At 73.6% G+C, this 23,401-nt stretch carries 17 protein-coding genes and 1 pseudogene; 6 read left to right on the top strand and 12 right to left on the bottom strand.

Translation table 11 applies throughout. The features are described 5' to 3' along the window. Nucleotides 1–7 precede the first annotated feature (7 nt). From ACZ619_RS08700 to ACZ619_RS08680, 5 genes are read right to left on the bottom strand one after another with little or no spacing between them, the layout of a single operon-like run. Nucleotides 8–934 carry a 3,4-dihydroxyphenylacetate 2,3-dioxygenase gene (locus ACZ619_RS08700; protein WP_469595883.1) on the bottom strand — a complete coding sequence of 309 codons (927 nt, stop codon included), beginning with the start codon at nucleotides 932–934 and terminating at the stop codon, nucleotides 8–10. Next, on the bottom strand, nucleotides 927–2,390 hold the full coding sequence (locus tag ACZ619_RS08695; RefSeq protein ID WP_469595880.1) for an aldehyde dehydrogenase: 1,464 nt from the start codon (nucleotides 2,388–2,390) through the stop codon (nucleotides 927–929). Before ACZ619_RS08695 ends, ACZ619_RS08700 begins: the two co-directional genes overlap by 8 nt. A gap of 35 nt (nucleotides 2,391–2,425) precedes the next feature. Beyond that, nucleotides 2,426–3,232: an acetoacetate decarboxylase family protein gene (locus tag ACZ619_RS08690; RefSeq protein ID WP_469595878.1), complete on the bottom strand. Its 807-nt coding sequence runs from the start codon at nucleotides 3,230–3,232 to the stop codon at nucleotides 2,426–2,428. A gap of 10 nt (nucleotides 3,233–3,242) precedes the next feature. Beyond that, the gene (locus ACZ619_RS08685; RefSeq protein WP_469595876.1) at nucleotides 3,243–4,451 is read right to left on the bottom strand and encodes an NAD(P)/FAD-dependent oxidoreductase; all 1,209 of its coding nucleotides are present in this window, start codon (nucleotides 4,449–4,451) and stop codon (nucleotides 3,243–3,245) included. Nucleotides 4,452–4,453: 2 nt separating this feature from the next. After that, nucleotides 4,454–4,642, bottom strand: a complete 189-nt coding sequence (locus tag ACZ619_RS08680; RefSeq protein ID WP_469595875.1) for a ferredoxin — start codon at nucleotides 4,640–4,642, stop codon at nucleotides 4,454–4,456. Between the two features lie 396 nt (nucleotides 4,643–5,038). Between ACZ619_RS08680 and ACZ619_RS08675 the strand changes: the two genes are divergently transcribed. Together ACZ619_RS08675 and ACZ619_RS08670 are read left to right on the top strand one after the other, a co-directional pair. Further along, complete coding sequence (locus tag ACZ619_RS08675; RefSeq protein WP_469596053.1) at nucleotides 5,039–6,355, top strand: glutamine synthetase family protein; 1,317 nt, start codon at nucleotides 5,039–5,041, stop codon at nucleotides 6,353–6,355. 10 nt (nucleotides 6,356–6,365) lie between these two features. Further along, entirely contained in the window at nucleotides 6,366–7,640 is a 1,275-nt protein-coding gene (locus tag ACZ619_RS08670; protein WP_469595873.1) for a cytochrome P450, read from the top strand. A 10-nt stretch (nucleotides 7,641–7,650) separates the two neighbouring features. On the opposite strand, the pseudogene ACZ619_RS08665 reads toward ACZ619_RS08670, so the two are convergent. From ACZ619_RS08665 to ACZ619_RS08650, 4 genes and pseudogenes are all read right to left on the bottom strand, one after another. Next, nucleotides 7,651–7,833, bottom strand: a pseudogene (locus ACZ619_RS08665) (isochorismatase family protein); the annotation flags it as partial. A 25-nt stretch (nucleotides 7,834–7,858) separates the two neighbouring features. After that, nucleotides 7,859–8,737, bottom strand: a complete 879-nt coding sequence (locus ACZ619_RS08660; protein WP_469595870.1) for a GNAT family N-acetyltransferase — start codon at nucleotides 8,735–8,737, stop codon at nucleotides 7,859–7,861. 111 nt (nucleotides 8,738–8,848) lie between these two features. Beyond that, nucleotides 8,849–9,028 carry a hypothetical protein gene (locus ACZ619_RS08655; RefSeq protein ID WP_469595867.1) on the bottom strand — a complete coding sequence of 60 codons (180 nt, stop codon included), beginning with the start codon at nucleotides 9,026–9,028 and terminating at the stop codon, nucleotides 8,849–8,851. Between the two features lie 102 nt (nucleotides 9,029–9,130). Next, nucleotides 9,131–10,435 (bottom strand): multidrug effflux MFS transporter, encoded by a 1,305-nt coding sequence (locus ACZ619_RS08650; protein ID WP_469595865.1) that lies wholly within the window; start codon nucleotides 10,433–10,435, stop codon nucleotides 9,131–9,133. A gap of 73 nt (nucleotides 10,436–10,508) precedes the next feature. Here ACZ619_RS08650 and ACZ619_RS08645 point away from each other — a divergent pair, with 73 nt between their 5' ends. The 3 genes from ACZ619_RS08645 (at nucleotide 10,509) to ACZ619_RS08635 (ending at nucleotide 13,541) form a co-directional block, all read left to right on the top strand. Next, nucleotides 10,509–11,009, top strand: a complete 501-nt coding sequence (locus tag ACZ619_RS08645; RefSeq protein ID WP_469595862.1) for a MarR family winged helix-turn-helix transcriptional regulator — start codon at nucleotides 10,509–10,511, stop codon at nucleotides 11,007–11,009. A gap of 469 nt (nucleotides 11,010–11,478) precedes the next feature. Next, a complete protein-coding gene (locus ACZ619_RS08640; RefSeq protein ID WP_469595860.1) occupies nucleotides 11,479–12,453 on the top strand; it encodes an alpha/beta hydrolase in 975 nt (324 codons plus the stop codon). A gap of 317 nt (nucleotides 12,454–12,770) precedes the next feature. Beyond that, nucleotides 12,771–13,541 (top strand): polysaccharide deacetylase family protein, encoded by a 771-nt coding sequence (locus tag ACZ619_RS08635; RefSeq protein WP_469595858.1) that lies wholly within the window; start codon nucleotides 12,771–12,773, stop codon nucleotides 13,539–13,541. A 7-nt stretch (nucleotides 13,542–13,548) separates the two neighbouring features. Here ACZ619_RS08635 and ACZ619_RS08630 read toward each other — a convergent pair whose 3' ends face one another. Further along, nucleotides 13,549–14,325, bottom strand: coding sequence for a sugar isomerase domain-containing protein (locus ACZ619_RS08630; protein WP_469595857.1), 777 nt, complete (start codon nucleotides 14,323–14,325; stop codon nucleotides 13,549–13,551). 178 nt (nucleotides 14,326–14,503) lie between these two features. Here ACZ619_RS08630 and ACZ619_RS08625 point away from each other — a divergent pair, with 178 nt between their 5' ends. Further along, a complete protein-coding gene (locus tag ACZ619_RS08625) occupies nucleotides 14,504–15,388 on the top strand; it encodes a MurR/RpiR family transcriptional regulator (RefSeq protein WP_469595855.1) in 885 nt (294 codons plus the stop codon). Between the two features lie 58 nt (nucleotides 15,389–15,446). Here ACZ619_RS08625 and ACZ619_RS08620 read toward each other — a convergent pair whose 3' ends face one another. Both ACZ619_RS08620 and ACZ619_RS08615 read right to left on the bottom strand, forming a co-directional pair. Further along, nucleotides 15,447–16,502, bottom strand: a complete 1,056-nt coding sequence (locus ACZ619_RS08620; protein ID WP_469595852.1) for a BadF/BadG/BcrA/BcrD ATPase family protein — start codon at nucleotides 16,500–16,502, stop codon at nucleotides 15,447–15,449. Then, nucleotides 16,499–23,392 (bottom strand): glycoside hydrolase domain-containing protein, encoded by a 6,894-nt coding sequence (locus tag ACZ619_RS08615; protein ID WP_469595849.1) that lies wholly within the window; start codon nucleotides 23,390–23,392, stop codon nucleotides 16,499–16,501. Before ACZ619_RS08615 ends, ACZ619_RS08620 begins: the two co-directional genes overlap by 4 nt. Nucleotides 23,393–23,401 lie beyond the last annotated feature (9 nt).

Here is a 23,401-nt window from a genome sequence, read left to right as displayed (position 1 = left end):
GGGCTCCTCAGATACGGCTGTGCGGGGTGCGCGGGGCGGGTGCTGCGGTGCCGGTCCAGCCGTCGGCCGGCCGGTCGAACCAGAGGTGGACCTGGCCGGTGCCGATGGAGTTCTCGTACTCGCCGTACTGGCGGGCCCGTGCGGTGCAGGCCTGTTCGCCGAGGGCGCCGGCCATCATCAGGTAGTGGGAGAACTTCGCCTCGGGCTTGAACTTCCAGAACGCGTCCATGGTGTCGAGGACCCTGTCGTGCCGGCCCTCCCTGAACCAGGCGATGCGCTCGAGGTCCGCCTCGCGGGCCTCGGGCGTACGGATGTGCACTGGGTCGCCGGCCTCGTGGTCGCGCAGTTCCCGCAGCGGCCAGAAGGTGTGCGAGAGCGCGCCGGAGGCGATGAGCAGCACCCGGCGCCCCGGGGTCGCGGCGATCCCGTCGGCGAGCGCCCGCCCGAGCCGCAGGTGGTCCTCCATGTCCCCGGTCTGGCAGACCCCAATGGTGACCCACCGCTTGTCGGGCAGCCCCTCCCCCAGGTACTTCCAGAGGTTGATGGTGGCGTAGTAGATCGGCAGGTACTCGTCCTCGATGGCGGTGATCCAGGTGCCGTGCTTGTCGGCGAACCCCTCGATGTTGCGGGCGAGTTCGGGGTCGCCCGGGAAGTCGTAGGGCATCCGGCACATCCCGCGCGGGAGTTCCTCGGAGGTGAACAGCCCGGCCCGCCGCCGCTGGGCGGCGACGACGAACTCGACGGTGGTCGCCCAGTGGGAGTCGAGCACGACGACCGTGTCGTAGTCGTCCCGTTCGAAGACCTCCCGGCGCAGCTCCCGCAGTCCGGTGACGAGGGTGATCTCCCGGCCCTCGTTGAGCTCCAGCCGGTCGGCCTCCGGCAGCACGATGGTGGGGACGTGGGCGAGGAGGCCCGCCCCGACGATCTCACCCATGGTCCGTCCAGCCCTTCGGTGCGGTGACGGTGTTCTTCAGGTCGCAGTAGAAGTCGAAGCTCCAGGTGCCGCCCTCACGGCCGACCCCGGACAGGCGGGAGCCGCCGAAGGGTGCCTGGAGGTCGCGGACGAAGAAGCAGTTGACCCAGACCGTGCCCGCGACCAGCCGTGCGGTGACGCGCTCGGCGCGCTCGGCGTCGCCGGTGGCGAGGGTGGCGGCGAGCCCGAACCGGGTGTCGTTGGCGAGCCGGACGGCCTCCTCCTCGTCGGCGAAGGTCTGGAGGGTCAGGACCGGTCCGAAGACCTCCTCCTGGACGACCTCGCTGTCCTGCGCGACGTCGGTGAGCAGGGTGGGCGCGTAGAACTGCCCGTCCAGGCGCCGCCCGCCGATGACCGCGCGGGCCCCGGCGGCGAGGGCCCGTCGCACGAACCCGTCGATCTTCTCCAGCTGGAGGGGGTGGATGTTGGGTCCGATGTCGGTCGCCTCGTCACGCGGGTCGCCCTGTGTCAGGCGGCTCGCCTTCGCCACGAAGCGCCGGGTGAACTCCTCGGCCACGGACTCCTCGACGAGCAGCCGGGTCCCGGCGAGACACACCTGGCCGGCGTTGTCGTACTGCTCCACCGCGAGGTCCACGGCGAGGTCCAGATCGGCGTCGGCGAACACCAGCAGGGGTGACTTGCCGCCGAGTTCGAGGCTCAGGGGGGTGAGGTTGGCGGCGGCCGAGGCGGCGATCCGCCGGGCCGTCGGCACCGATCCGGTGAAGCTGACGCGGCGCACGTCCGGGTGCGAGGTCAGCGCGTCGCCGATCTCGGCGCCGTAGCCCTGCACGACGTTCAGGACACCGGCCGGCAGCCCGGCCTCGGCGGCGATGTCGGCGAGCAGCGAGGCGGAGAGCGGGGACCACTCGGCGGGCTTGAGGATCACGGTGTTCCCGGCGGCGAGCGCGGGGGCGACCTTCCAGGTGGCCAGCATGAGCGGGGCGTTCCACGGGGTGATCAGCACACAGGGGCCCGCCGGGTCCCAGGACACGTGGTTGGTGTGCCCGCGGGTCTCGAAGTCCTCGTGCTCCAGCGCGAGCAGCCGGTCGGCGAAGAACCGGAAGTTGTGGGCGACGCGGGGCATCACGCCACGGCGGTGGGAACGCAGCAGCGCCCCGTTGTCCGTGGTCTCGACGATCGCGAGCTCCTCGATCCGCTTCTCGACGCCGTCGGCGAGGGCGTGCAGGAGGCGCGCGCGCTCGGCGCGCGATGTGGCGGCCCAGCCGGGAAAGGCGGCCCTGGCGGCGGCGACGGCGGCGGCGGCCTCCGCGGGTGTGCCCCGGGAGATCTCGCCGAGGGCGCTCCCGTCGATGGGCGAGTGATCGGTGAAGGTGTCACCGGAGGCGACCCGCTCGCCCCCGATCCAGTGCCGGGTGTCGACGGCGACCCCGGCGACGGTAATGGTGTGGTCGGTCATGTCCGGTCTCCAAAGTCCGTTCGGATAGAGGGTGTTCACTCGGCGCCGGACGTGCCGGACTCCAGCAGTCGTCCGCCGTCCCACACCACCCCGACCTGGCGGTAGTACGCGGCGATCGGCTCACGGATCTCCAGGCGGGCCAGTTCCTCGGTGGGCGCCTCGAACAGCTCCAGCTCGGCGTCGCCGACCCACGCCTGTCCGGCCTCGAAGGAAGCCGCCCCGGACTCGATCAGTTCGTCCAGCGCCAGGCCCTTGCCCTTCTCGATCGACGGCAGCCACCGGTGATGGGCCATCGGGTGCCCGTTGACGAACCCGTTCGTCGCGGACGGCTCGCGCAGCGTCACCACCGCCTGGGCCAGCCGGCGGTCCGCGGCGGCGAGGGTGGCCCCGAACCGGGCCCCGGCCTCGATCCGCGGCGCGGGCCCGTAAGGGTGCGGCCGTGTCTGGTGGATCGATCCGAGCTTCTTCGGATAGCCCTGGTGCAGCCCGCGGGCGATCGCGAAGTCCTTGTCGACCCAGATGTGGACGCACCGCGAGTACGTCGTCCCGCGGTACGCGCAGCGCACGACCGCGAACGCCTCCTTGTACTGGGAGAGCACCGGGTCGAGCAGTTCCTCCCCCGACGCCGAGCACGACTGCCAGTCGGCCCAGATCAGGGCGACCGCACCGGGATCCTCGTCGGCCAACTCCAATGGCTCGGGCAGCAGTTCACGCACCCGCGCGGGATCGGTCCGGTACTCGACCGTGAGCAGGTCACCGGAGTACCGCCACGGCGGTGAGGGGATCAGCGACGAGGCACCGCTCGCCGTCTTCGGATGGAAGTAACCACGGAGACTGGCCACTTGGGGCTCCTTAAACAGTGAGGGCGGGCTGCCTGAGCAGCTCGGTGCGGTAGCGGGCGGCGGACGCGGCGACCGCCGGGCCGCCGAGCGCGACGACGCCGACGAGCCGGCCGTCGCGGTGGTAGCCGACGAGCACGTCCCCCTCGGGATCGCCGTCGAGGACCCGGACGTCGTCCCTGCCGAGGGCGGGCGCGCCGAAGGACTGGAGCCGGAAGTCGTGCTGGTCGCTCCAGAAGGTGGGCAGCGGCGCGAACGGCGGCACCTGCGGCGCACCGCCGTGCAGATGGCCGACCAGTGCCCTGGCCGCCTGCTTCGCCGAGTCCGTCGGGATCGACCAGTGCTCGACGCGGCGCGGTACGCCGTCGTAGCGGGCGTTGGGGAAGCGGGCGACGTCGCCGACGGCCACGACCTCCGGCCGCCCGCCGGCCCGCAGCAGCGCGTCGGTGAGCACGCCGTCGCGCAGGTCGAGGCCGTTGCCGTCGAGCCACTCGGTGTTGGCGGCCGACCCGACCGACTCGACGACCACGTCGGCGGGGAGCACGGACCCGTCGTCCAGCACCACGCCGGTGACCCGTTCGGCGCCGGTGAAGGCGGCGACGCCGGTCCCCAGCGCGAAGCGCACCCCGCGTTCCTCGTGCCGTGCGAGCAGCGCGCGGCCGAGGAGTCCGCCGAGCGGTCCGGCCATCGGCAGCGGCAGCGGGTCGACGACCGTCACCTCCGCCACCCCGAGGCCCACCGCGGTGGCGGCGACCTCGCAGCCGATGAATCCGGCCCCGACCACGACGACCCGGGCGCCGGGCCGGGTCAGCGCGGCGCGCAGGCCCCGGGCGTCGTCGAGGGTGCGGACCGTGTGCCGGCCGGCCGCCGGTCCCGGGCAGCCCAGGCGCCGGGGACGCATCCCGGTGGCGGCCACGAGTCCGTCGTAGGTGAGCGTGGTGCCGTCGTCGAGGCGGACCGTCCGCTCGTCCAGGGCGGCGGAGACGACCTTGCGGCCCAGCCGCCACTCGGCGTCGGACACGCTCGCGCGCGGCCGGAAGGCGAGGGACTCGAAGGGTGCCCGGCCGGCCAGGACCTCCTTGGACAGGGGCGGCCGGTTGTAGGGCATGTGCGGTTCTTCGCCGACGAGGGTGATCGCGCCGCTCCAGCCCGCCGCGCGCAGCTGCTCGGCGGCGCGCAGGCCGGCCATGGAGGCGCCGGCCACGACGATGCGCCCGTCCACGGTCAGGCCTCGATCCGGATGGCCTGGAGCGGGCAGACGTCGGCCGCTTCCTCCACCTCGTCGCGCAGCGCGTCGTCCGGGTCGGCGACGTAGGCGAGGTGGCCGGTGTCGTCCAGGGAGAAGACGTCGGGGGCCGCGAAGACGCACTGGCCGTGGTCCTGGCACTTGTTCATGTCGACGACGACCTTCATGGCCGGTCCTCCTGAGGGAGCGGAAGCGAAGGGGCAAGAGGGGGAAGGGGGCCCGGCCGACCGGGCCGGCCGGGCCCCTGCCAACGGGTCGCGGCGGACCGCGTCCCGGACTCGTTTGGCTTCAAACAAGGTAGGCAGGCGCCACCCCCTGGTCAATACCTATCCGTATGGATAAATTCTTTGCGCCGCCCCCTTGCGGCACGCTGCGCACCTCCTTACCGTTTGGCTTCAAACAACAGGCCGGACGGCTGCCCGCGTCATCGCGCCCCGGCCCGCACTTCCCACGCCACCCGCCACACGGACCCCGGTCTCGGGGCCTCAGGGGCGGGGTCCGACTCCCGTCCCCTTGAGGAGACAACGGTGAGCGATCAAGACCTGTCAGAAGTCCGCCGGCACATGGCCCGGCTCGCCGCCGACGGCATCGACGTCGTCCGGGTGACCTATCCCGACCTGATCGGCACGGACCGGGCCCGTGACGTGCTCCTGGAGGAGCTGCCCCGGGCCGTGGAGCACGGACTGGCCTTCTGCCGGGCCGTCTACCACACCAGCCCGCAGGGTGACGTGGTCCCGGTCAGCGGCGGTCTGGACGCCGGTCTGCCGGACATCTGCGTACGGCCGGACCTCGACACCCTGGTCGCGCTGCCCTGGGAGCCGGGGGTGGCCGTCTGCCTGGCCGAGGTGGTCGACCCGGCCACCGGGGCGCCCGCACCCGAGTCGCCGCGCGACCTGCTGCGGTCGGTGCTGCGGCGGTGCGGGGAGCACGGGCTGAGCCCGGTCGTCGGACCGGAGCTGGAGTACTTCCTGTGCGACGGCGAGCCGGGCGGCGGCTGGCGGCGCTACGGCGGCGGCACCCCCGGCGTCGTCTACACCGCGGGGCTGCGCGCCGACCCCGACAACCACCTGCTGCGCACCCTGCGCCAGGTGCGCGGCCTGGGGCTGGGGGTGCTCAGCGGGAACCACGAGTTCGACGGCGGACAGTTCGAGATCAACCTGCTGCACTCCGAGGCGCTGTCCGCCGCCGACCGCGCGTTCCGCTTCAAGGCCGCCGTCAAGGAACTGGCCCGGCGCGAGGGCCGACTGGCCACCTTCATGGCGAAGCCCTTCAACGACGCGGGCGGCTCGGGCTTCCATCTGCACCTGTCCTGTACCGACGCCGAGGGCCGCAACGCCTTCGACGACCCCGCAGGAGCCCACGGTCTGTCCGCCACAGCCCGGCACGCGGTCGCCGGTGTCCTCGCGCACGCGCCCGCCCTGGCCGCCCTGCTCAACCCGACCGTCAACTCCTACAAGCGCTTCGGCCCGGACACCCTGGCCCCCTGGCTGGTCGACTGGGGCCTGGACAACCGCAGCACGATGGTCCGGGTGCCGCCCGAGCGCGGCGCCGGCGCCCGGCTCGAACTGCGCCTGGGCGACGCGAGCGCCAACCCGTACCTGGCGATCGCCGCGACCACGGCCGCCGCGCTGCTCGGCGTCCTGGCCGGCGAGGAGCCGCCCGCCCCGCTGGAGGGCTACGGCTACGACACCGCGAAGGCGGCCCCGCTGCCGGTGGACCTGTCCGCCGCGCTGGACGCGCTGGAGGCGGACACCGCGCTCGCCGGGCTGCTCGGCAAGGACTTCACCGACTCCTACCTCACCTACAAGCGCAACGAGGTCGAACGCTTCCAACGGCACGTCACCGACTGGGAGTTCACCGAGTACGCCTACCACCTGTGAAGGATCACCGATGACCACGACCACGGGCGTCGAGGCGATGCGCCTCGCCGACGTCGACCTCGCGAACCTCGACAACTTCACCGACGGGGTCACCCCCTGGCGGATGTTCCACACCCTGCGCCACGAGGACCCGGTGCACTGGCAGCCCGAGGAGGCGCCCAACTCCGGTTTCTGGGCGGTCACCCGGCACGCCGACATCGCCCGGGTCGACCGGGACGCCGAGACCTTCACCTCGACCAGGTTCGTGAACCTGGAGGAGGTCGACGAGGACCAGATCCGCAAACGCGCCTCGATCCTGGAGCTGGACGGGGTCCGCCACCGCGCCCTGCGCAGTGTCATCCAGCGTCAGTTCGGCGCGGGCGTCATCAACAGCTACACCGACTTCCTGCGCGGGCTGACCGCGCAGACGCTGGACGCGGCGCTGGCCAAGGGGCGGTTCGACTTCGTGCGCGAGGTCTCCGCCGACTTCCCCATCAACGTGCTGGCCCGGCTCCTCGACGTACCGCCCGAGGACAACCAGCAGCTCATCGACTGGGGCAACCGCATCATCGGCAACACCGACCCCGACTACGCGGACGTCCTGCTGCACAGCGCGGAGAGCGAGAAGTACCGCGACCTGCCCTTCCGCTCCCCCGCCTCGCTGGAGGTCTTCGAGTACGGCCGGGAGCTGGCCCGGCAGCGGCGCGGCGGCACCGGCACGGACCTGGTCTCCAAGCTGGTCAACACCACCCCGCGCGACGGCATCCCGCTGTCCGCGCAGGACTTCGACAACTACTTCCTGCTCCTGGTGGTGGCCGGCAACGAGACCACCCGGCACACCATCACCCACTCCATGCTGGCCCTCCTCCAGCACCCCGAGCAGCTGGCCCGGCTCAGGGACGACCCCTCGCTGATCCCGGGGGCGGTGGAGGAGTTCCTGCGCTGGGCGTCCCCCGTCTACCACTTCCGCCGGACCGCGACCCGGGACGTCGAGCTGGGCGGGAAGCGGGTCAGGGAGGGCGACAAGGTCGTCATGTGGTACGCCTCGGGCAACCGTGACGAGGAGGTCTTCGGCAACCCGTACGACTTCGACGTCACGCGCGCCGACAACGACCACGTCACCTTCGGCAAGGGCAGCCCGCACCTGTGCCTGGGGAACCTGCTGGCCCGCACCGAGATCCGGATCATGTTCGAGGAGCTGATCCCCCGGCTCGCCGACATCCGCCTGGTCGGCGAGGTGCCGCGGGTACGGTCCAACTTCGTCAACGGCATCAAGAAGCTGCCGGTCGAGGTCACCCTCGCCTGAGGGCGGGGCGTCAGAGCGCCGCCGACCACGCCTCGACGGTCGTGACCTCGGCCTGCCTGGGGAACACCTTCTCGGTGAGCACCCGGTGGACCTCCGGGTCGGCGTCGAGGCAGCCGTCGGACAGGACGGTGAGCTCGAAGTCGAGGTCGGCGGCCTGGCGCAGGGTGGAGAGCACCACGCCGCCGGTGGCGATGAGCTGTCAGCGGTTCCTCGGCCCCTCAGCCGTCCCCCGGTGCGACGCCGGAGAAGTCGTACACGGCCCAGTCGGTGAGCCCGCGGTAGCCGAGGCGCCGGTAGAGGGCGTTGCTGCTGGGGTTGGCCAGGTCCGCGAAGAGGACGACGTCACGGGCGCCCGCGGCCAGCGCGGCCCGGCTCGCCGCCGCGGTCACGGCGGCCGCGTATCGGCGGCCGCGCAGCTCGGCCGGGGTGTAGACGACGTCCACCTGGATCTGGCCGCCGATCAGCGGGTTCAGGCCCGCGACCGAGACGGGGGTGCCGTCGGGGGTCTCCCAGAGCAGGTAGCTCTTGTCGGCGTAGCGGGTGTCCGCCCAGGAGGCGGCGTCGATCCGGACGTCCTCGCCGACGGCCCTGGCGAACTCGCCGCACCAGAACATGGCCTGGTCGAGATCGTCCGCGCCGAGGACCCGGCTCCGGCCGGCCGGGAGCGGCTCCGGCGGGACGAGGGTGCCGAGGCCGTACAGACGGAGCCGGACGTCGCGTTGTTCCGGCGTCGCCCCGGTGTGCCGCTGCCAGGCCTCGGCGAACGCGGTGGCGCTGTCGTGGTCCGCGCTGACCCGGGCGGGGAAGCGCCCGAGGGCGGACAGGCGGGCGGCGAGGGCGTCGGCCTTCCCGGGCGAGAGCGGGGAGAGGCCGAAGCCGCCGGTGGGGAGGTGGTAGAAGGTGCCGCCGACCGCTCCGTCCCGCTCCAGCACACCGAAGAGGGGAGCTCCGGCGCCCTCCGCCGCCCCACGCACGCGCACTCTCTCGGCACACGTCAGCTGCATGACGTGCGGTCCGGGGCGCGAGCGCAGGAACTCCCCGGCACGGGCGAGGAATTCGTCGACGTCTTCGGTGAGGTGCCAGTCGTCTGCGCGCATGCCTCATGATTCCGCACGGCACCCGTGCGGCCGACGACTTTCCGCCAGGGAACGGAGGAGCGGGGCCGCCCCCGCCCCGACGCGGGCCCCGACGCGCGCGCGGCCACCAGGTCACCGGGGGTCCGTGGACGCCGTGGACGGTCCCGCCGTCCTGGGGACCGGCTGTTGCGCGTGCGGGCACATCAGCGCCGGGGGCGGTGCGAAGGGGCGGCCGGACGCCCGGGCACGGGGAAGCAGGGGGACGGTCCCGTCGTGGGCGTCGGCGGCCGCGTCGGTCAGGGCACTCCTCATGGTGGAGGAGGGGAGCTGCCGCCGTGCGGTCGCAGGAACCCGGCGGTCGCCCGCCGCGGGCCTGACGCCGACGCGGTTCGACCGGGGCCGGTGGCGGGCCGGCTACCGCCGCGCGGGGACCGGCTCGCCGTGCCCCTCCCAGGGCCGGGCCAGCCCCGCGAGCACCAGGCCCGCCGCGGCCAGTGCGATCAGCATGACCAGGGCCATCGGCAGCGAGCTGTCCTCGCCGAAGAGCCCCACCAGCGGGGACGCGAGGGCTCCGAAGAGGAACTGCAGCCCCCCGATGAGCGCGGACGCGGCGCCGGGGGCGGTGCGGCCCACCGCCTGGCCGATACTCATCGCGCTCGGGAAGACCAGGCCTATGCCGCCCGCGGTCACGAACAGCGTGATCCAGGTGCCCGCCAGGGTCTCCCCCACGGTCATCACCAGCAGGACCTGCGCCAGCGCGCCCAGCAGGGCGATGCCGACTCCGGCCGTGAGCAGCGAGTTGAGGCGCACGCCGCGTCCGGTGAGCCGGGCGAAGAGCGCACCGCCGACGAGCATGGCGACGGCGTTGGTGGCGAAGATGAGGGAGTACGTCGTCGAGGAGACCCCGTGCAGGTTCTCGAAGACGAAGCTGGAGCCGCTGATGTAGGCGAACAGCGCGGCCGAGACGAGGGCGACGACGAGCACGTACCCCATGAAGGTCCGGCGGGCCAGCAGCGTGCCCATGGCCCGGAAGCTGCCGGTGAGGCCGCCGCCGTGGCGCCGCTCGGGCGGCAGCGTCTCGGGCACCGCCCGCACCACGGCGGCCAGGAGCAGGACGCCGATGACGGCCAGTACGACGAAGACCGCCCGCCAGGTGGAGACGGACAGGACGGCCCCGCCGAGGACCGGCGCGGCGACCGGGGCCACCCCGATGACCTGGGACAGCACCGCGAAGTAGCGGGGCAGCAGGGGACCGTGGAAGCGGTCGGTGAGGACGGCCCTGGCCAGCACCATGCCGGCCGCGCCGGCCACGCCCTGGAGGAAGCGGGCCGCGGTCAGCGCGGCGATGTCCGGGGCGGCGGCGCAGGCGACGGAGCACAGGACGAAGCCGGCCGTCCCCGCGATCAGCAGCGGGCGGCGGCCGAGCCCGTCGCTGAGCGGGCCGATGACCAGCTGGCCGACGACGAGCCCGGCCAGGAACGCGGTCATCGTCAGCTGCACGGCCGAGGTGCCCGCGCCGAGCGCCTCGCCCAGCGCGGGGAACCCGGGCACGTACATGTCGGTCGCGAGCGGGGCGACGGCGGTGAGCGCGCCGAGCACGGCGATCAGCAGGGCGGTCGTGCGGCCCGCGGGCCCGGGCCCGGGTCCGGGTCCGGGTCCGGGTGCGGCCGTGTCGGGGACCGCGTCGACCCGGGTGCGCGAGGATGACGGAGCTACCATGACATTAAAGGTAGCTGATAGTTCACCGGCTAACAAATACGAGCAAGCAAATATGACCGAAGAGACGAGCCGCATGACCTCCACTCCCTCCGCCGCCGACGTCGGCGCCCAGTGGGCCGCGCACAACCCCGACCTGGACACCTCCCCGATGGAGCTGGTCGGTCTGCTCAAGCACGTCACGGGCCTGCTCAACCGCGCCGTGGAGCCGATCTACGCGGGCGCGCAGCTGACCGGGCCCGAGGTGGACATGCTGATCCCGCTCCGGCACGCGACCGGGCCGTTCATCGCCCGGAGCCTCGCCGAGCGGCTGGGGCTGTCCCGGGCGGGGGTCAGCAAGACCCTCGGCAAGCTGGAGAAACGCGGCTTCATCGCCCGTACCCCCAACCCCGCCGACCGGCGCGCCGCGCTGGTCACCATCACCGAGGCCGGCGCCGCCGCGGTCGACGGCCTCTTCCCCCGGCAGCTCGCCATCGAGGTGGACCTGCTGGCCGGGCTCGGCGAGGACCGCGCGTGGGTGACCAGGGCCCTGCGGCGGCTGGGCCAGGCCATGGAGCAGCCCGGCGGCCACGGCTGACCCCCGGCCACGGCTGACCACCGGGCGCGGCCACCCCGGCCCTCGACGGCGGGCACGTCACCGGGGTGGTCGCGGCTCGGCCACAGCTCCGCGGAGGGCGGTCACGCCGATGACCGCGAGCAGGGCCAGGTCGCCGGGACCGCACCGGACCGCCGCGCCCCGGCCTGACGCCGGCGCCGGAGCGCCGCCCCACCGAGCCGCGCGGCCGTCCGACCAGGCCCCCTGTTCGCACTCCACGCGCGCCTCGTCCACGACGCCGCCGCCCGCCTGGCCGAGCGCTGACGGCACCCCGGGCCGACGGCACGACCGGGCCGCCGCCAGGGATGCGCGGGCGGCCGGCCGGTGAGGGAATGTCACGCTCCGTGAGCGTCGACGCGCCCCGCGGGCCGTCCTCGGGCAGGATGAACGTGGAAAGCGAGCGACCGAACAGCCACGCCGGCCCGGCGCCGGCGCGTTCTGGAGGTTCATCATGAAGGATCTGCCCCCGCCGCCCACCCCGTACCTGGAGGCCGCGGCCCGGGAACTCGTCACCGCCACGGCACCGCACCCCCGGATCTACGAGGTGCCACCGGCACAGGGACGCGACATCCTCGCCGGCCTGCAGTCGGGCGAAGGAGTGCCCAAACCCGCGATCGACGAGAGCTGGATCAGCGTCGACGCCGGGGAGTGGGGCACCGTCCGCGCACGCGTCGTGAAACCCGCGGGCGCCCAGGGCCCGCTCCCGGTCGTCTTCTACATCCACGGCGCGGGCTGGGTCTTCGGCGACGAGGTCACCCACGACCGGCTGGTGCGGGAACTGGCCGTGGGAGCGCGGGCCGCGGCCGTGTTCCCCGTCTACGACCGGGCGCCCGAGGCCAGGTACCCCACCCAGATCGAGCAGAACTACGCGGTCGCCCGCTGGGTCGTGGCCCACGGCGGCGAACACGGCCTCGACCCGTCCCGGATGGTCGTCTGCGGCGACTCCGTCGGCGGCTGCATGTCGGCCGTGCTGGCCCAGATGGCCAAGGACCGCGGCGACATCCGCCTCGCCGCGCAGATCCTGCTCTACCCGGTCACCGACGCCACCTTCGACACACCGTCCTACCTGCAATTCTCCGACGGGTACTACCTCACCCGGGACGGCATGCTCTGGTTCTGGGACCAGTACACGAGCGACGAATCGCAGCGCAAGGAGCGGTACGCGGCCCCGCTGCGCGCCTCCCTCGACGACCTCAGGGGCCTGCCGCCGGCCGTGGTGATCACCGACGAGGCGGACGTCCTGCGGGACGAGGGCGAGGCCTACGCGGCCCGGCTGCTGGAGGCCGGCGTCCCGGTCACCTCGCTGCGCGTCCTGGGCATGGTGCACGACTTCCTCATGCTCGACAGCCTCCGCGACTGCTACGCCACGAACATCGCCCGGCACATCGCCATCGGCGCCATCAGGGCGGCCCTGCACACGAACTGACGCCCCGTCCCACCCGACGGCCGGAGACCCGCACCGGGTCTCCGGCCGTCGCACGTGTACGGCCGCCCCGTCCCACCCCGTCGCCTGTCCCCGTCCCGTCGGCCGTCCCGTCGGCCGTCCCGCCGACCGTCCCCGTCCCGCGGTCTTCGTCGTCCGCCAACACCGATCGTCGCGACGGGCGTTAGACCGGGCGCAGGGCGCCTGTCCCAGAACGCCCGCGGAATTGTCCGTGATCGGTAACGGACGGATCCGGTGCCCGCCGCCTTCCGTCCTGACGGGTGCACGGGATCGACGGAACGACAGGGATCGGGGCGGACATGGCACGGCACGGCGGACGGGGATGGTACGGCCAGGTGGCCGCGGCGGCGCTCGGACTGACAGCCGTGGTGGTGGCGGCCTCCCTGTGGACCGCGCAGGCCGGTCCCGTCGACCGGCAGGCAGGCGCGGGCGGTTCGGCGCACGGCCGCACGTCGAAGCCGGCCGCGGTGTCCGTGGAGATCGCGCACGCCTCGGACCGCGGCGCCCGGGGCGTCAACATCACCGTCGACGACGGACCGGACCCGGTCTGGACGCCCCAGGTGCTCGAAGTCCTCAAGGAGTACGGCGTGAAGGCCACGTTCTGCATGATCGGCCCGGAGGCCGAGGCCCACCCGGACCTGGTCCGGCGGATCGTGGCGGAAGGACACCGGCTGTGCGACCACACCGTGTCCCACGACGTCACCATGGACAAGAAGTCCGAGGCCTACCAGTCCCGGCAGATCCTCGACGCCGAGCGGATGATCACCGAGGCGTCCGGGGGCGTACGGCCGCTCTACTACCGCGCGCCCGGCGGCGCGTTCACCCCGTACAGCAGGAAGCTCGCCGCCTCCCGCGGCATGCGCCCGCTCGGCTGGAACGTCGACTCCAAGGACTTCGAACGCCCCGGTACGGCGGCCATCGTCGCCACCGTCAAGGAGGAGATGTCCAACGGGCCGACGGTCCTCTTCCACGACGCGGGCGGCGACCGCTCCCAGACGGTGGCCGCCCTGCGCGAGGTGCTGCCGTGGCTGACGGAACAGGGCTACACATTCGGTTTCCCGGTGCGCTGAGTCCGGGTCAGCTCGCCGTACGCCGGATCCGGCCCTCGTAGCGCTTCTCCAGTTCCAGGTTGCCCTCGAAACCGCCGGGGACGTTGGCGGAGACGTAGACCGGGGGCCGGTCGCCGGAGGCGAGGAGGAGACCGGCGGCCTCGGCCACCGCCATCTGGACCAGCATGACCCCGGTGAGGGTGGACAGGGCGCAGACCGCGCCGCCGCCCGGGAGTTCGAGGAGGGCGTCGCCGCGCGGGGCCTCGTTGTCGAGGACGACGTCCGCCAGGTCGGCGAGCTTCTTTCCGCCGGGGTGGCCGGCCGGGACCGCGCGGGTGTGGGCGAGCGAGGTGAGCGCGAGCAGCCGGTGCCCGCGCTCCTTGGCGTGCAGGGCCATCTCCACGATCACGTTGTTCACGCCGGAGTTGGAGATGACGACGAAGAGGTCCTGCGGACGCGGGGCGGCGAGGTCGTAGAGGCGCGCGGCGATGCCGGGCTCGCGTTCGAGGAGCGGGTTGTCGAGGACGCTTGGGTGCTCGCCGCCGTACAGGACGAGGTCGGCGATGCTGATCCGGTTGGTGGGGACCAGCCCGCCCGCGCGGCCGGCGACTTCGAGGACCATGGCCTGGGAGTGGCCGGTGCCGAAGGCCTGGATCACCCCGTCGGCGCGCAGGCAGCCGGCGATCAGCTCGGCGGCCCGGGTCACGTCGGCGCGTGCGGCCCCGGTGAGGCGGTGGAGGGCGGCCAGGCCCTCGCGCGCGAAGCGTTCGGCGTTCACGGACTCGTTGGCGGACTCGACGGACACGCGCACACTCCACTGGTCGTACGGACAGTCGATGGATTGAACCACCCCACAGACACGTCTATAGATGAATCAACAAATCACGTGCCCCGTTCGCGGTGCAATGCCGCACCGCCGTGGCCCCGACGTCCGGTCCTGGTATTCATCTGACGACCTGTACGGTGGCTGATACCTTCTCCGCATGCCCTCGACCGACGTCACCACGCTGATCCGTACCGAGCTGCCGCGCCTGGCCGGCTCCCTGCGGAAGGTCGGCGAGCTGATCCTGGAGGATCCGGCCGCCGTCACCCACTGCTCGGCCGCGGAGCTGGGCCGCCGCACCGGCACCTCCCAGGCGACCGTGACCCGGTTCTGCCGGGCCGTCGGCCTGGACTCCTACCAGCACCTGCTGATCGCGCTGGCGCAGGAGCGGGGCCGCGGCGAGGTCTCCGACTGGGGCACGGCGGAGATCGGTCCGGACATCTCCCCGGACGACAGCCTGGAGCGGGTCGTGAAGGTCGTCGGCACCGCCGACCTGCGGGCGATCCAGCAGACGATCGACCGGATCGACCTGGACGCGGTCGAGCGCGCCGCGCAGGCCATGGCCCGGGCCCGCCGGATCGACGTCTACGGCGTGGGCGGCAGCGGCGCGGTCGCGCAGGAGACCGAGACCCGGCTCTTCCGGATCGGCTGCTCGGTGCGCGGCTGGACCGAGGTGCACGCGGCGACCACCTCCGCCGCCCTGCTCACCCCGGCCGACGTCGCGATCGGCATCTCGCACTCCGGGGCGACCAGGGAGACGATCGAGCCGTTCGAGACGGCCGGGAAGCGCGGCGCCACGACCGTCGCCCTGACCGCCGACCCGCGCTCCCCGCTCGCCCGCACCGCGGACATCAGGCTCATCTCCTCCACCTCGGAGACCAGCTTCCCCACCGGCATCATCGGCGCCCGCCACTCGGTGCTGGTCCTCATCGACTGCCTGTACGTCCGGGTCGCCCAGCTCTCCTACCAGCGGGCGAGCGCCTCGCTGGCGCTGACCGACCACATCGCCGGACAGCACGCGGCGAAGTCCCGGCGGGCCCGCTGAGCCGAGCCGCCCTGCATGGATGGGGCTCCGCCGAGAGCGTAGGAGTGGTTCTTCGAGGTCAGGGAGTCGTCCTCCGGGGGCACGGGGCGGTCCTTCGGGGCCGGTGTCCGGGGGTGAGGAGCCGGGCCAGGGCCACGGCGCCCGCGCGGCCGTCGGCGACCGGGGTGACGGTGAGGCCGAGGGGGGCGAGCCGTTCGGCGAGCGGGGTCCGCAGGGGGCCGTCCGGTGCGACCAGGCCGCCCGTGACGACCAGGGCCTCACCGGGGCGCGGCCGCAACGCGGCCACGGTGTCGGCGAGATGGGCGGCCGCCTCCCCGAGGACGGTCCGGGCCACGGTGTCCCGCTCCGCGGCGGCGGCCGCCACCAGGGGCGCGAGGTCGGCCAGCCGTACGGGCGGGCGGTCCATGACGGCGGGCAGCAGCCGGGCCCGGTAGTCGGTACGCCGGGCCGGCGTCCACTCCCCGCCGCCGGGCGGGGGCAGCGCGTCCGCCGCGACGCCCAGGGCCCGCCCGACCGCCGCCGTCAGCGCGGTCGGGGCACCGCGGCCGTCCGCCGCCCGCAGGGCCGCGCGGGCGGCCTCGCGCCCGATCCAGAAGCCGCCGCCGTCGTCCCCGAGCAGCCAGCCGTCGCCGCCGGAGGTCGCGACCAGCCGCCGCCCCTCGATCCGCGCCGCGACCGCGCCCGTGCCCGCCACCAGGGCGAGCCCGCCGGCCGGGTGTCCCGGCGCGGCGGCGAAGGCGGCCTCGATGTCGCTGTGCACCTCGACCGCCGCGGCGGTGATGCCCAGCCGGGTCAGCGCGGTGGTCAGGGCGGTCCGCGCCCGCACCCGGCCCGGTTCACCCTCGGGCGCCCGGGCCGCGCCGGCGAAACCGCCGACCACCGCGACGACCCGTGCCCGCGCCGCCTGAGGCACGGCCGCCGCGAGCGCCTCGGCCAGGTGCTCGGCGAGCGGCGCGGCCGGGACGGTCAGCGCGTTTCCCGGCCCGGCCACGCCCTCCCCCAGGGCCCGTCCGTCCCGCGCGCCGGCGAGGACCGCCCGGGTGCGGGTGCCGCCGGCGTCGATCCCGACGACCAGGGCCGCACCGTCGCCGGATGGGTTCACATCACTATTCATCGATGACTACGGTGGTTGATGCATTCGCCACAGACAAGGCTCCGAGGCCTCGTGCGCCGGAACGCGACCGTGTAGCTCCGGGTGACGGAACGGTCGGCCGAGGTCACCGTGACGGTGCGGGTGGTGAGCCGGGACCCCGCCGAGGTGACGACGGTGCCGCCCTCGGTGACCTTCACCCGGGCGCCGGACCCGGCCGGCACCGCGGAGACGGCCGGGATCCTCGCGCCCTTCGGCCACTCGACGACGTACGTGGACACGGCCGGGTCGAACCCGTCGACCGCGGCACCGCCCACCGTGATCGCCTCGGCGTCGGCGACCGCCGCCTCGGTGGCGTCCGCGAAGTTTGTCACCGTGACCGACCCGTCGGCGTCGACGACCACGTGCGCCGCCATCGCCGCCGCCAGGTTGATCCGCTGCCAGGCCGCCCCGCCGTCCCCGGTGAGGTCGAGCGGGTACCCGGAGTCCGTCGCGGTCTGCTCCAGGACCTGGGTGCGCTGCCCGGCGGTGAGGCCGGGGAAGGCCGTGATCAGGAGCGCCGCCGCGTCGGACGGCGCCCGCAGGGTCTGCCCGGCCCTGCCCACCCGGGAGAACCCGTAGGTCAGGCGCCGGGTGTACAGGCCGACGTCCTGTGCCGTGCTCAGGCCGTCGTAGGAGTCGCCCGCGCAGGCCGTGAGCGTGTCGCCGTACCCCTCCTTCTCGCACTGCGCGAGCAGTACGTTCTCCATCTCGGTGTGGGCCTGCGTCAGCAGGTCCGCGAAACCGGGGTCAGCCCACCGGTGCGCGACGGTGGCCTGGGCGGTGATGCGGCCGCCCATCACGTCGAGCGGGTAGTGGAAGCCGAGGACGACGCGGTTGTCGCCGTACTCCGAGGTGCGCGCGAGGATCGACGGCGCCAGCTCCGGCAGCAGCGTGGCGAGGATCGTCCCGGCCTCGTAGCCGCCGTAGGTGTGGCCGCTCGGGTACGAGCCGCTGCCGGCGAGGCTGCCGTACGAGCCGTCCTGCGACTCGTAGACCTCGCCGCCGTCGCCGGCGAACCCGAGCCGCACGTACGGGCGCAGGTAGCCGTAGAGGTTCTTCGCCGCGTCGTGGGTGTCGAGGCCCTGTGTGACCCGGGAGAACAGCGCGCTGGTCTTGGGCAGGCGCCCGCCGTCGAGGGCGTCGAGGTAGAGACGGCCCAGCCGCGAGCCGAGGCCGTCGGCCATCGTGACGGTGGCGCTGTTCGTGGCGTCCGTCTCGGCCCGGTCGACCTCCTGCTGCGTCGCCGCGTTGTTGATGCCCACGGCGATCTCGTCGTTCTCGGCGGTGAGCGGGGTGTCCTCGGGCACCTCGGTGTTGGCGCCGAGGATGCCGGAGCCGAGGTCGTCGAACCCGCTGAGCAGGTCGTCGAAGTAGTCGCTCCCGTCGTCGGTGGCCGGCCACCGGTCCGAGGCGTAGGCCGCCTTCAGGGTCTCGTCCGGGAAGGGGGACGGCTCGTACGCCGACGGGTCGGAGGCACGGGACGCGGTGCCCGGCGCGGTGTCCGCCGCCGCGGAGGTGCCGGAGGCGTCGGAGGCGTCGGAGGTGCCGGCCAGGGTGACCGCCGTGACGGTGGCGGTGTGGGTCTTCGCCCCGGTCCCGGCCTTGAGCAGCGCGGTGGCCGTGGTGGCCGGGAGGTGCGCGGTGGTGCCGTCGTCGAGGGCCACCGTGTAGCCGATGACCGGGAACCCGCCGTCGCCGGCGGCCCGCCAGGTCACCCGGACCCGCTTCCCGTCGGTGAGCACGCCCGTCACGGTCGGCGCCTGCGGTGTGCTGCCGCCGGTGACCACGGGCGCCGTGGCCGCGCTCGGCACCGAGGTGCCGACGGCGTTCAGGGCACTCACGCGCGCCGCGTACGACCTTCCGGCCGGCAGCCGGGTGAACGTGGTGCTCCGGCTGTCCGGGTCGTGGACCTCGACCCGGCGGCCGCCGCCGAGGCTGATCTCGTAGCCGGTGACCGGGGAGCCGCCGTCGTCCTCGGGCGCGGCCCAGGCGACCGCCACGCTGGTGCCGGACGAGGTCGCCGAGACCGCGCCGGGCGCGGCCGGTACCGTCCGCGGCCTGGTGACGAGCGCGGACCGGGCGCGGTCGAGGGCCTCGTAGCGGGCGGTGAGGGCGAGGTCCGTCGCCGAGTCGTCGGCGACGGCGGCCCTCGCGTCGGCGAGGGCCTCGGTGAACGCCTTCCAGGAGGCGTCCGTGTAACGGGACTTGGTGAGGGACGACGCGGTCGTGACCAGGTCCTCCAGCTTGAGTCTGGGCAGCGGCACCAGCTGGCCGGCGGCGAGGGTGAGGCTGCGGGTGCGGGTGTCGGCCTCCAGCTGGGTCGCGTCGTCGGCGCCGAGGAGGGCGCGGGCGGCGGCGAGTTCGCGCAGGAACACCCCGAAGTCGACGGCGTCGTAGCGAGCCGCGTCGTCGGCGAGCGCCGCGTACCGGTCGACCGCCTTCTCCAGGGCGGCCGTGTCGGTGGTGGCGGGGGTGTCGGTGCGGCTGAAGGTGATCCGGCCCAGGTTCGCCACGTAGGGGTGCGAGGAGTCCGGGGTGGTGGTCAGCCGCAGGTGGACGCCGTGCGTGCCGGTGACGGCCTTCGGCAGGGTCAGGCTCGTCGTGCCACCCGACGACCACGCCGATCCGGTGACCGGCAGGGGGACGGTGGCGTACGGCGTGCCGGGGTCGGCCGCGTCGAAGGAGTCCAGGTAGAGCTGGACGGCCGAACCGGTGCCGCAGCGCGCGGAGTTGTTGACGTAGGTGAGGGTGACGGTGTTCTTCGGCGAGCTGCCGAAGTCGATGTCCCCGTAGTCCAGCCAGGCTCCGTCGTAGGTGCCGCCGAGGTCGGTGGCGGAGCCCGCGCCGCTCCAGCCGGCCGTCTCGCTCTTGAGGCCGCCGCCGCTGTTCGAGGTGAACGCCGTGGCGTCGAAGGCCACCGGGGCGTCGGCGTCCCGGGTCACGGTCAGCGCGTACACGTTGGCCACGTAGGGCTGGTCGGAGGTCTGGGTGCCGGAGACGAAGTCGGCGTAGACGTCCTGGACGCCGGTGAAGACGTCCGGGTCGAGCCGCACGGTCGTGGTGGCGAGGGTGCCCCAGCCCGATCCGGTGTAGTCGAGCGGGATGTCGACGCTCCTCGCGCCGTCCTTCGAGCCGAGGTGCAGTTCGAGGTGCGAGTCCGACGCCGCCCGCGACCGGGGCTTGTCGTAGCTGACGGTGACGGTGTCCGCGCCGTCGCCGAGGTCGGTGTCCCGCCACTCGGCCCAGGCGCCGTTCGTCGTGTTCTCGAAGACGCCGTCCGCGAGGTCGAGCGGGAGCGAACCGCCGCCGCTCGCGGTGGTGTTGGCCGCGGTCAGCGTGGCGAGGGTGGTCGCGGAGGACGAGTCGGCCGCGTAGGGCGAGAACTGGTACCGGTCGAAGTTCGCCACCCACTGCTGCCCGGAGGGGGCGTGGAAGACGAAGGTCGCGCCGCCCGCCGCCAGCAGGGCGTCCGGGTCGGTGACGGCGGCCTGCACGGTGCTGTAGTACTGCCAGCCGCCGGTGCCGGGGAGCGGGACGGTGGCGACGACGGGGCCGTCGGCGTCACCGGCGTGGATGTCGACGCTGCTCGGCTGCGCGGTCGCCGCCTGGGAGTTGGCGTAGCGGACCGAGACGCTGTGCGGGGCGACCCCGCCGAAGTCGAGCCCGTCGAACCGTTCCCAGGCCCCCTCGGTGACGCCGCCGAGGTCGCCGTCCGAGTAGTAGGCCTCGCTCTTGAGGCTGGGGCCCTCCATCCGGTCGGGGTCCTCGGCCTGGAGGACGGCGTAGCCGCCCTCGTCGATGGTGAGCGCGTCGGCGGCGGACCGCAGCGCGTCCTGCGCGGCCATCAGGGTGGCCGTCGCGGAGGCGGTGTCCGCGAGGACGGTCCGGGCGCGTTGCAGGGCCGCCCGGAACAGGCTGAGCGAGCCGCCGGAGTAGTGGCCGTCGCGGACCAGGGACGCCTGGTCCACGAGGGCGGTGAGGGACCCGCGGGCCACCGCGGCGGCGGAGACGAGGAGCGGGTCGGTCGGGGAGATCCCGGTGCCGGTGACCTGGGCGGCCGGCACCCCGTGGGCGAAGGCGGCGTCCTGGAAGGTGACGCCGAACCGTGCGTCGACCCCGGTGGTGCCGGTGAGCGACAGCGCCGCCGTGCGCGGGCCGGTGACGCGCAGGTCGGCGGTGAGACCGTCGGGCAGGCCGGTCACGGTCGCGGCGCCGGTCGCGGTGAGGCTGGTGCCCTTCTTCGCGGCGAACGACGCCGGCCCCGACGACAGGGTCAGCCGTACGCTCCCGTCGACGGTGCCGTCCGCGGCGGTGGCGACGGTGGCCGGGCGGGCGGAGACGACGGTGGTGCCGGCGGCCGGGCCGCCGGTGCCCGTGTCGCCCGCGTCGGTGTCCAGCGAGTACGCGGGCTCGGTGCGGGTGCCCCAGGCGGAGGGCTTCGAGCCCATCGTGAGGTCCAGGGTCCCGCCGGAGACGATCTGCGCGTAGTCGAGCCAGGTGTTCGTGAACCGCGCGCCGTTCAGGGTGGCGCTCTGCACGTAGTAGGCGCTCGGCGAGACGCCGTCGGCCTTCACCGTGAACCTGGCGCCGTTGGCGTAGGTGATCGTCGTCGAGTCGAAGAACGGGCTGCCGATCTGGAACTGGCTGGAGCCTGCGGTCACCGGGAACAGTCCGAGGGCGGCGGCGACGAACATGGTCGACATGGTGCCGGCGTCGTTGTCCATGGTCGGCAGGAAGCCGTTCGGGGAGAGCTTGTACACCCGGGTGCGGACGGGCGGGGTGAACTCGCCGCCGGAGCTGGGGGCCTCGTTCGTGGAGCCGGTGGCTATGTAGCGGTTCCAGGTCGTGCCGGTGTAGATGGCCCGCACCCACTTCTGCGTCAGGCTCGGTTCGCCGACGTAGTTGAAGAGGTAGGGCGCCTGGAGGTCGATCTCGTTGGCGTTGGAGTGCAGCATGGTCGAGCCGTCGTCGGCGTCGGAGTCCTCGCCGAACATGTGCTCGACGGCGGCCCGGCCGGCCTTCTCGCCGCCCATGGCCTGGATGAGGCCGCCCATGTCGTAGGCGTCGTACCAGTGGTACTGCCAGAGCGTGCCCTGGTAGAGGCCCGCCGCCTCGAACTTCTCGTGGTCGGCGCTCTGCCAGTCGCCGCCGGCGGCGCGCGGGGTGAGCAGCCCGACCCGGGTGCCGTCGGCCGCGGTCCAGGCGCCGGACTTCACGAGGTTGTCGATGGCCATGGTCGACTGGGTGCGCAGCTTCTTCGCGTCCGCGTCCCTGCCGAGCGCGCCGGCGACGACGGAGAGCGCCCACTGGTCGTAGCCGCGCTGCACGGTCGTCCCGGGATCACCCGCGATGTACCCCTGCCGCAGCTGCGCGCCCGTGTAGTAGCCGGTGTACGACCTCAGCGCCGGGTACGCCTCGTCGAGCCGGTCGAAGTTCTTGTAGCCCTTCGACAGCGCGTCCGCGATCACCACGGCCGAGCGCTCCCAGCGCACGGTCGGGACCGAGTGGGTGAGGCCGCCGGGGCTCTTGCCCGCGGTGTGCGCGTCGGCGAACAGCACGATCAGCGACTGCACCAGGTCCCGGTAGGCGGCCGGGTCGATGTAGGCCTCGACGGAGTACTTGCGGAAGTCGTCCCAGGTGGACCAGGAGTCGTAGTACGTGTAGCCGTTGGTCTTGTGCACCGCCCCGTCGGCGCCGCGGTAGGTGCCGCTGGTGCTGGTGGCGTTCACCGGCAGCGCGTACATGCGGTACAGGTGGGTGTAGAACTCCTCGGTGAGCGTCGAGTCGGGGTCGGAGGTCGCGGAGGCCCGTACGGCGACGGCGCCGAGCGTGCTGTTCCAGTCGGCCCGGGTCCGGTCGCGCACCTGGTCGAAGGTGAGGCCGCCGACCTCGTTGCGCTGGTCGGTCGCGGCCTGTTCGGCGCTGATCGGCGACAGGGTGACGCGCAGTTCGATGTCGTCCCCGGCGGACCTGTCGAAGCCGAGGACCGCGCCCGCGTCGGCGCCGTCCTGCGCGGTGGCCCCGCTCAGCCTGCCGTCCTCGCCCCAGCTGCGCAGCGAGGTCACCGGGACGTTGGTGGTGGCGTCGTAGTACAGCCGGTAGGAGGCGCCGTTGAAGGAGCCGGCGACGAGCCCGGTGATCGAGGTGGTGCCGTCCGCGAGTGTGGTCGCCTTCAGGGTCGCGCGGGTGCGGCTGGTGAAGTTGTTGGCGAGGTCGAGGACGAGTTCGGGGTCGGACCCGGCGGGGAAGCTGTAGCGTTCGAGCGCCGTGCGGGTCGTCGCGGTCATCTCGGCGCCGATCGTCCCGGGGCCCTGCGTCACCGCCGAGCCGGTCCCGGTGAGGGCCCCGAGCCCGACCCGGTAGGAGCCGGGCGTCGCGGATTCGTCGTCGTGGCTGTACGGGTGCGCGTAGGTGCCGGTGGCGGGACGGCTGTCGTACCGCACGGACGTCGGGACGACCAGCAGGTCGCCGCCGCCTCCCGAGCCGCCCACGCCGTCGAGGTCCGTGGCGGTGAACCCGGCGATGTGGTCCTCGTCGTGGTCGTACCCCGAGTGGTTGCGGCCGGGCGTGGTCATCGGGTTGACCTTGGCCAGGCTGTGGGGTGCCTGGGCGCCCGGCAGGTCGTTGCCGTCGTCGCCGGCGGTCGACACGAACGGGTCGACGAGCTTCGTGTAGTCCGTGCCGCCGGACGTCCCCGACCCGGCGGAGGCGGTCGTGACGGGTGCGGCCGCGGCCGCTCCGCCGGCCAGGCCGGCGAGGCCGAGTGCGGCGGCGAGCAGCGCGGCGAGCGTCGCGCGCAGCGGCCGGGTACGCCTGCGGGCGGTGGTCGGGGGGATGCTGCGGGGGGCGGGCGCGTTGGGTCTGAAGGGCACGGGACCTCT

Source organism: Streptomyces sp. NPDC104367, from assembly GCF_055583825.1.
This window is presented reverse-complemented; position numbering and strand designations above follow the sequence as displayed.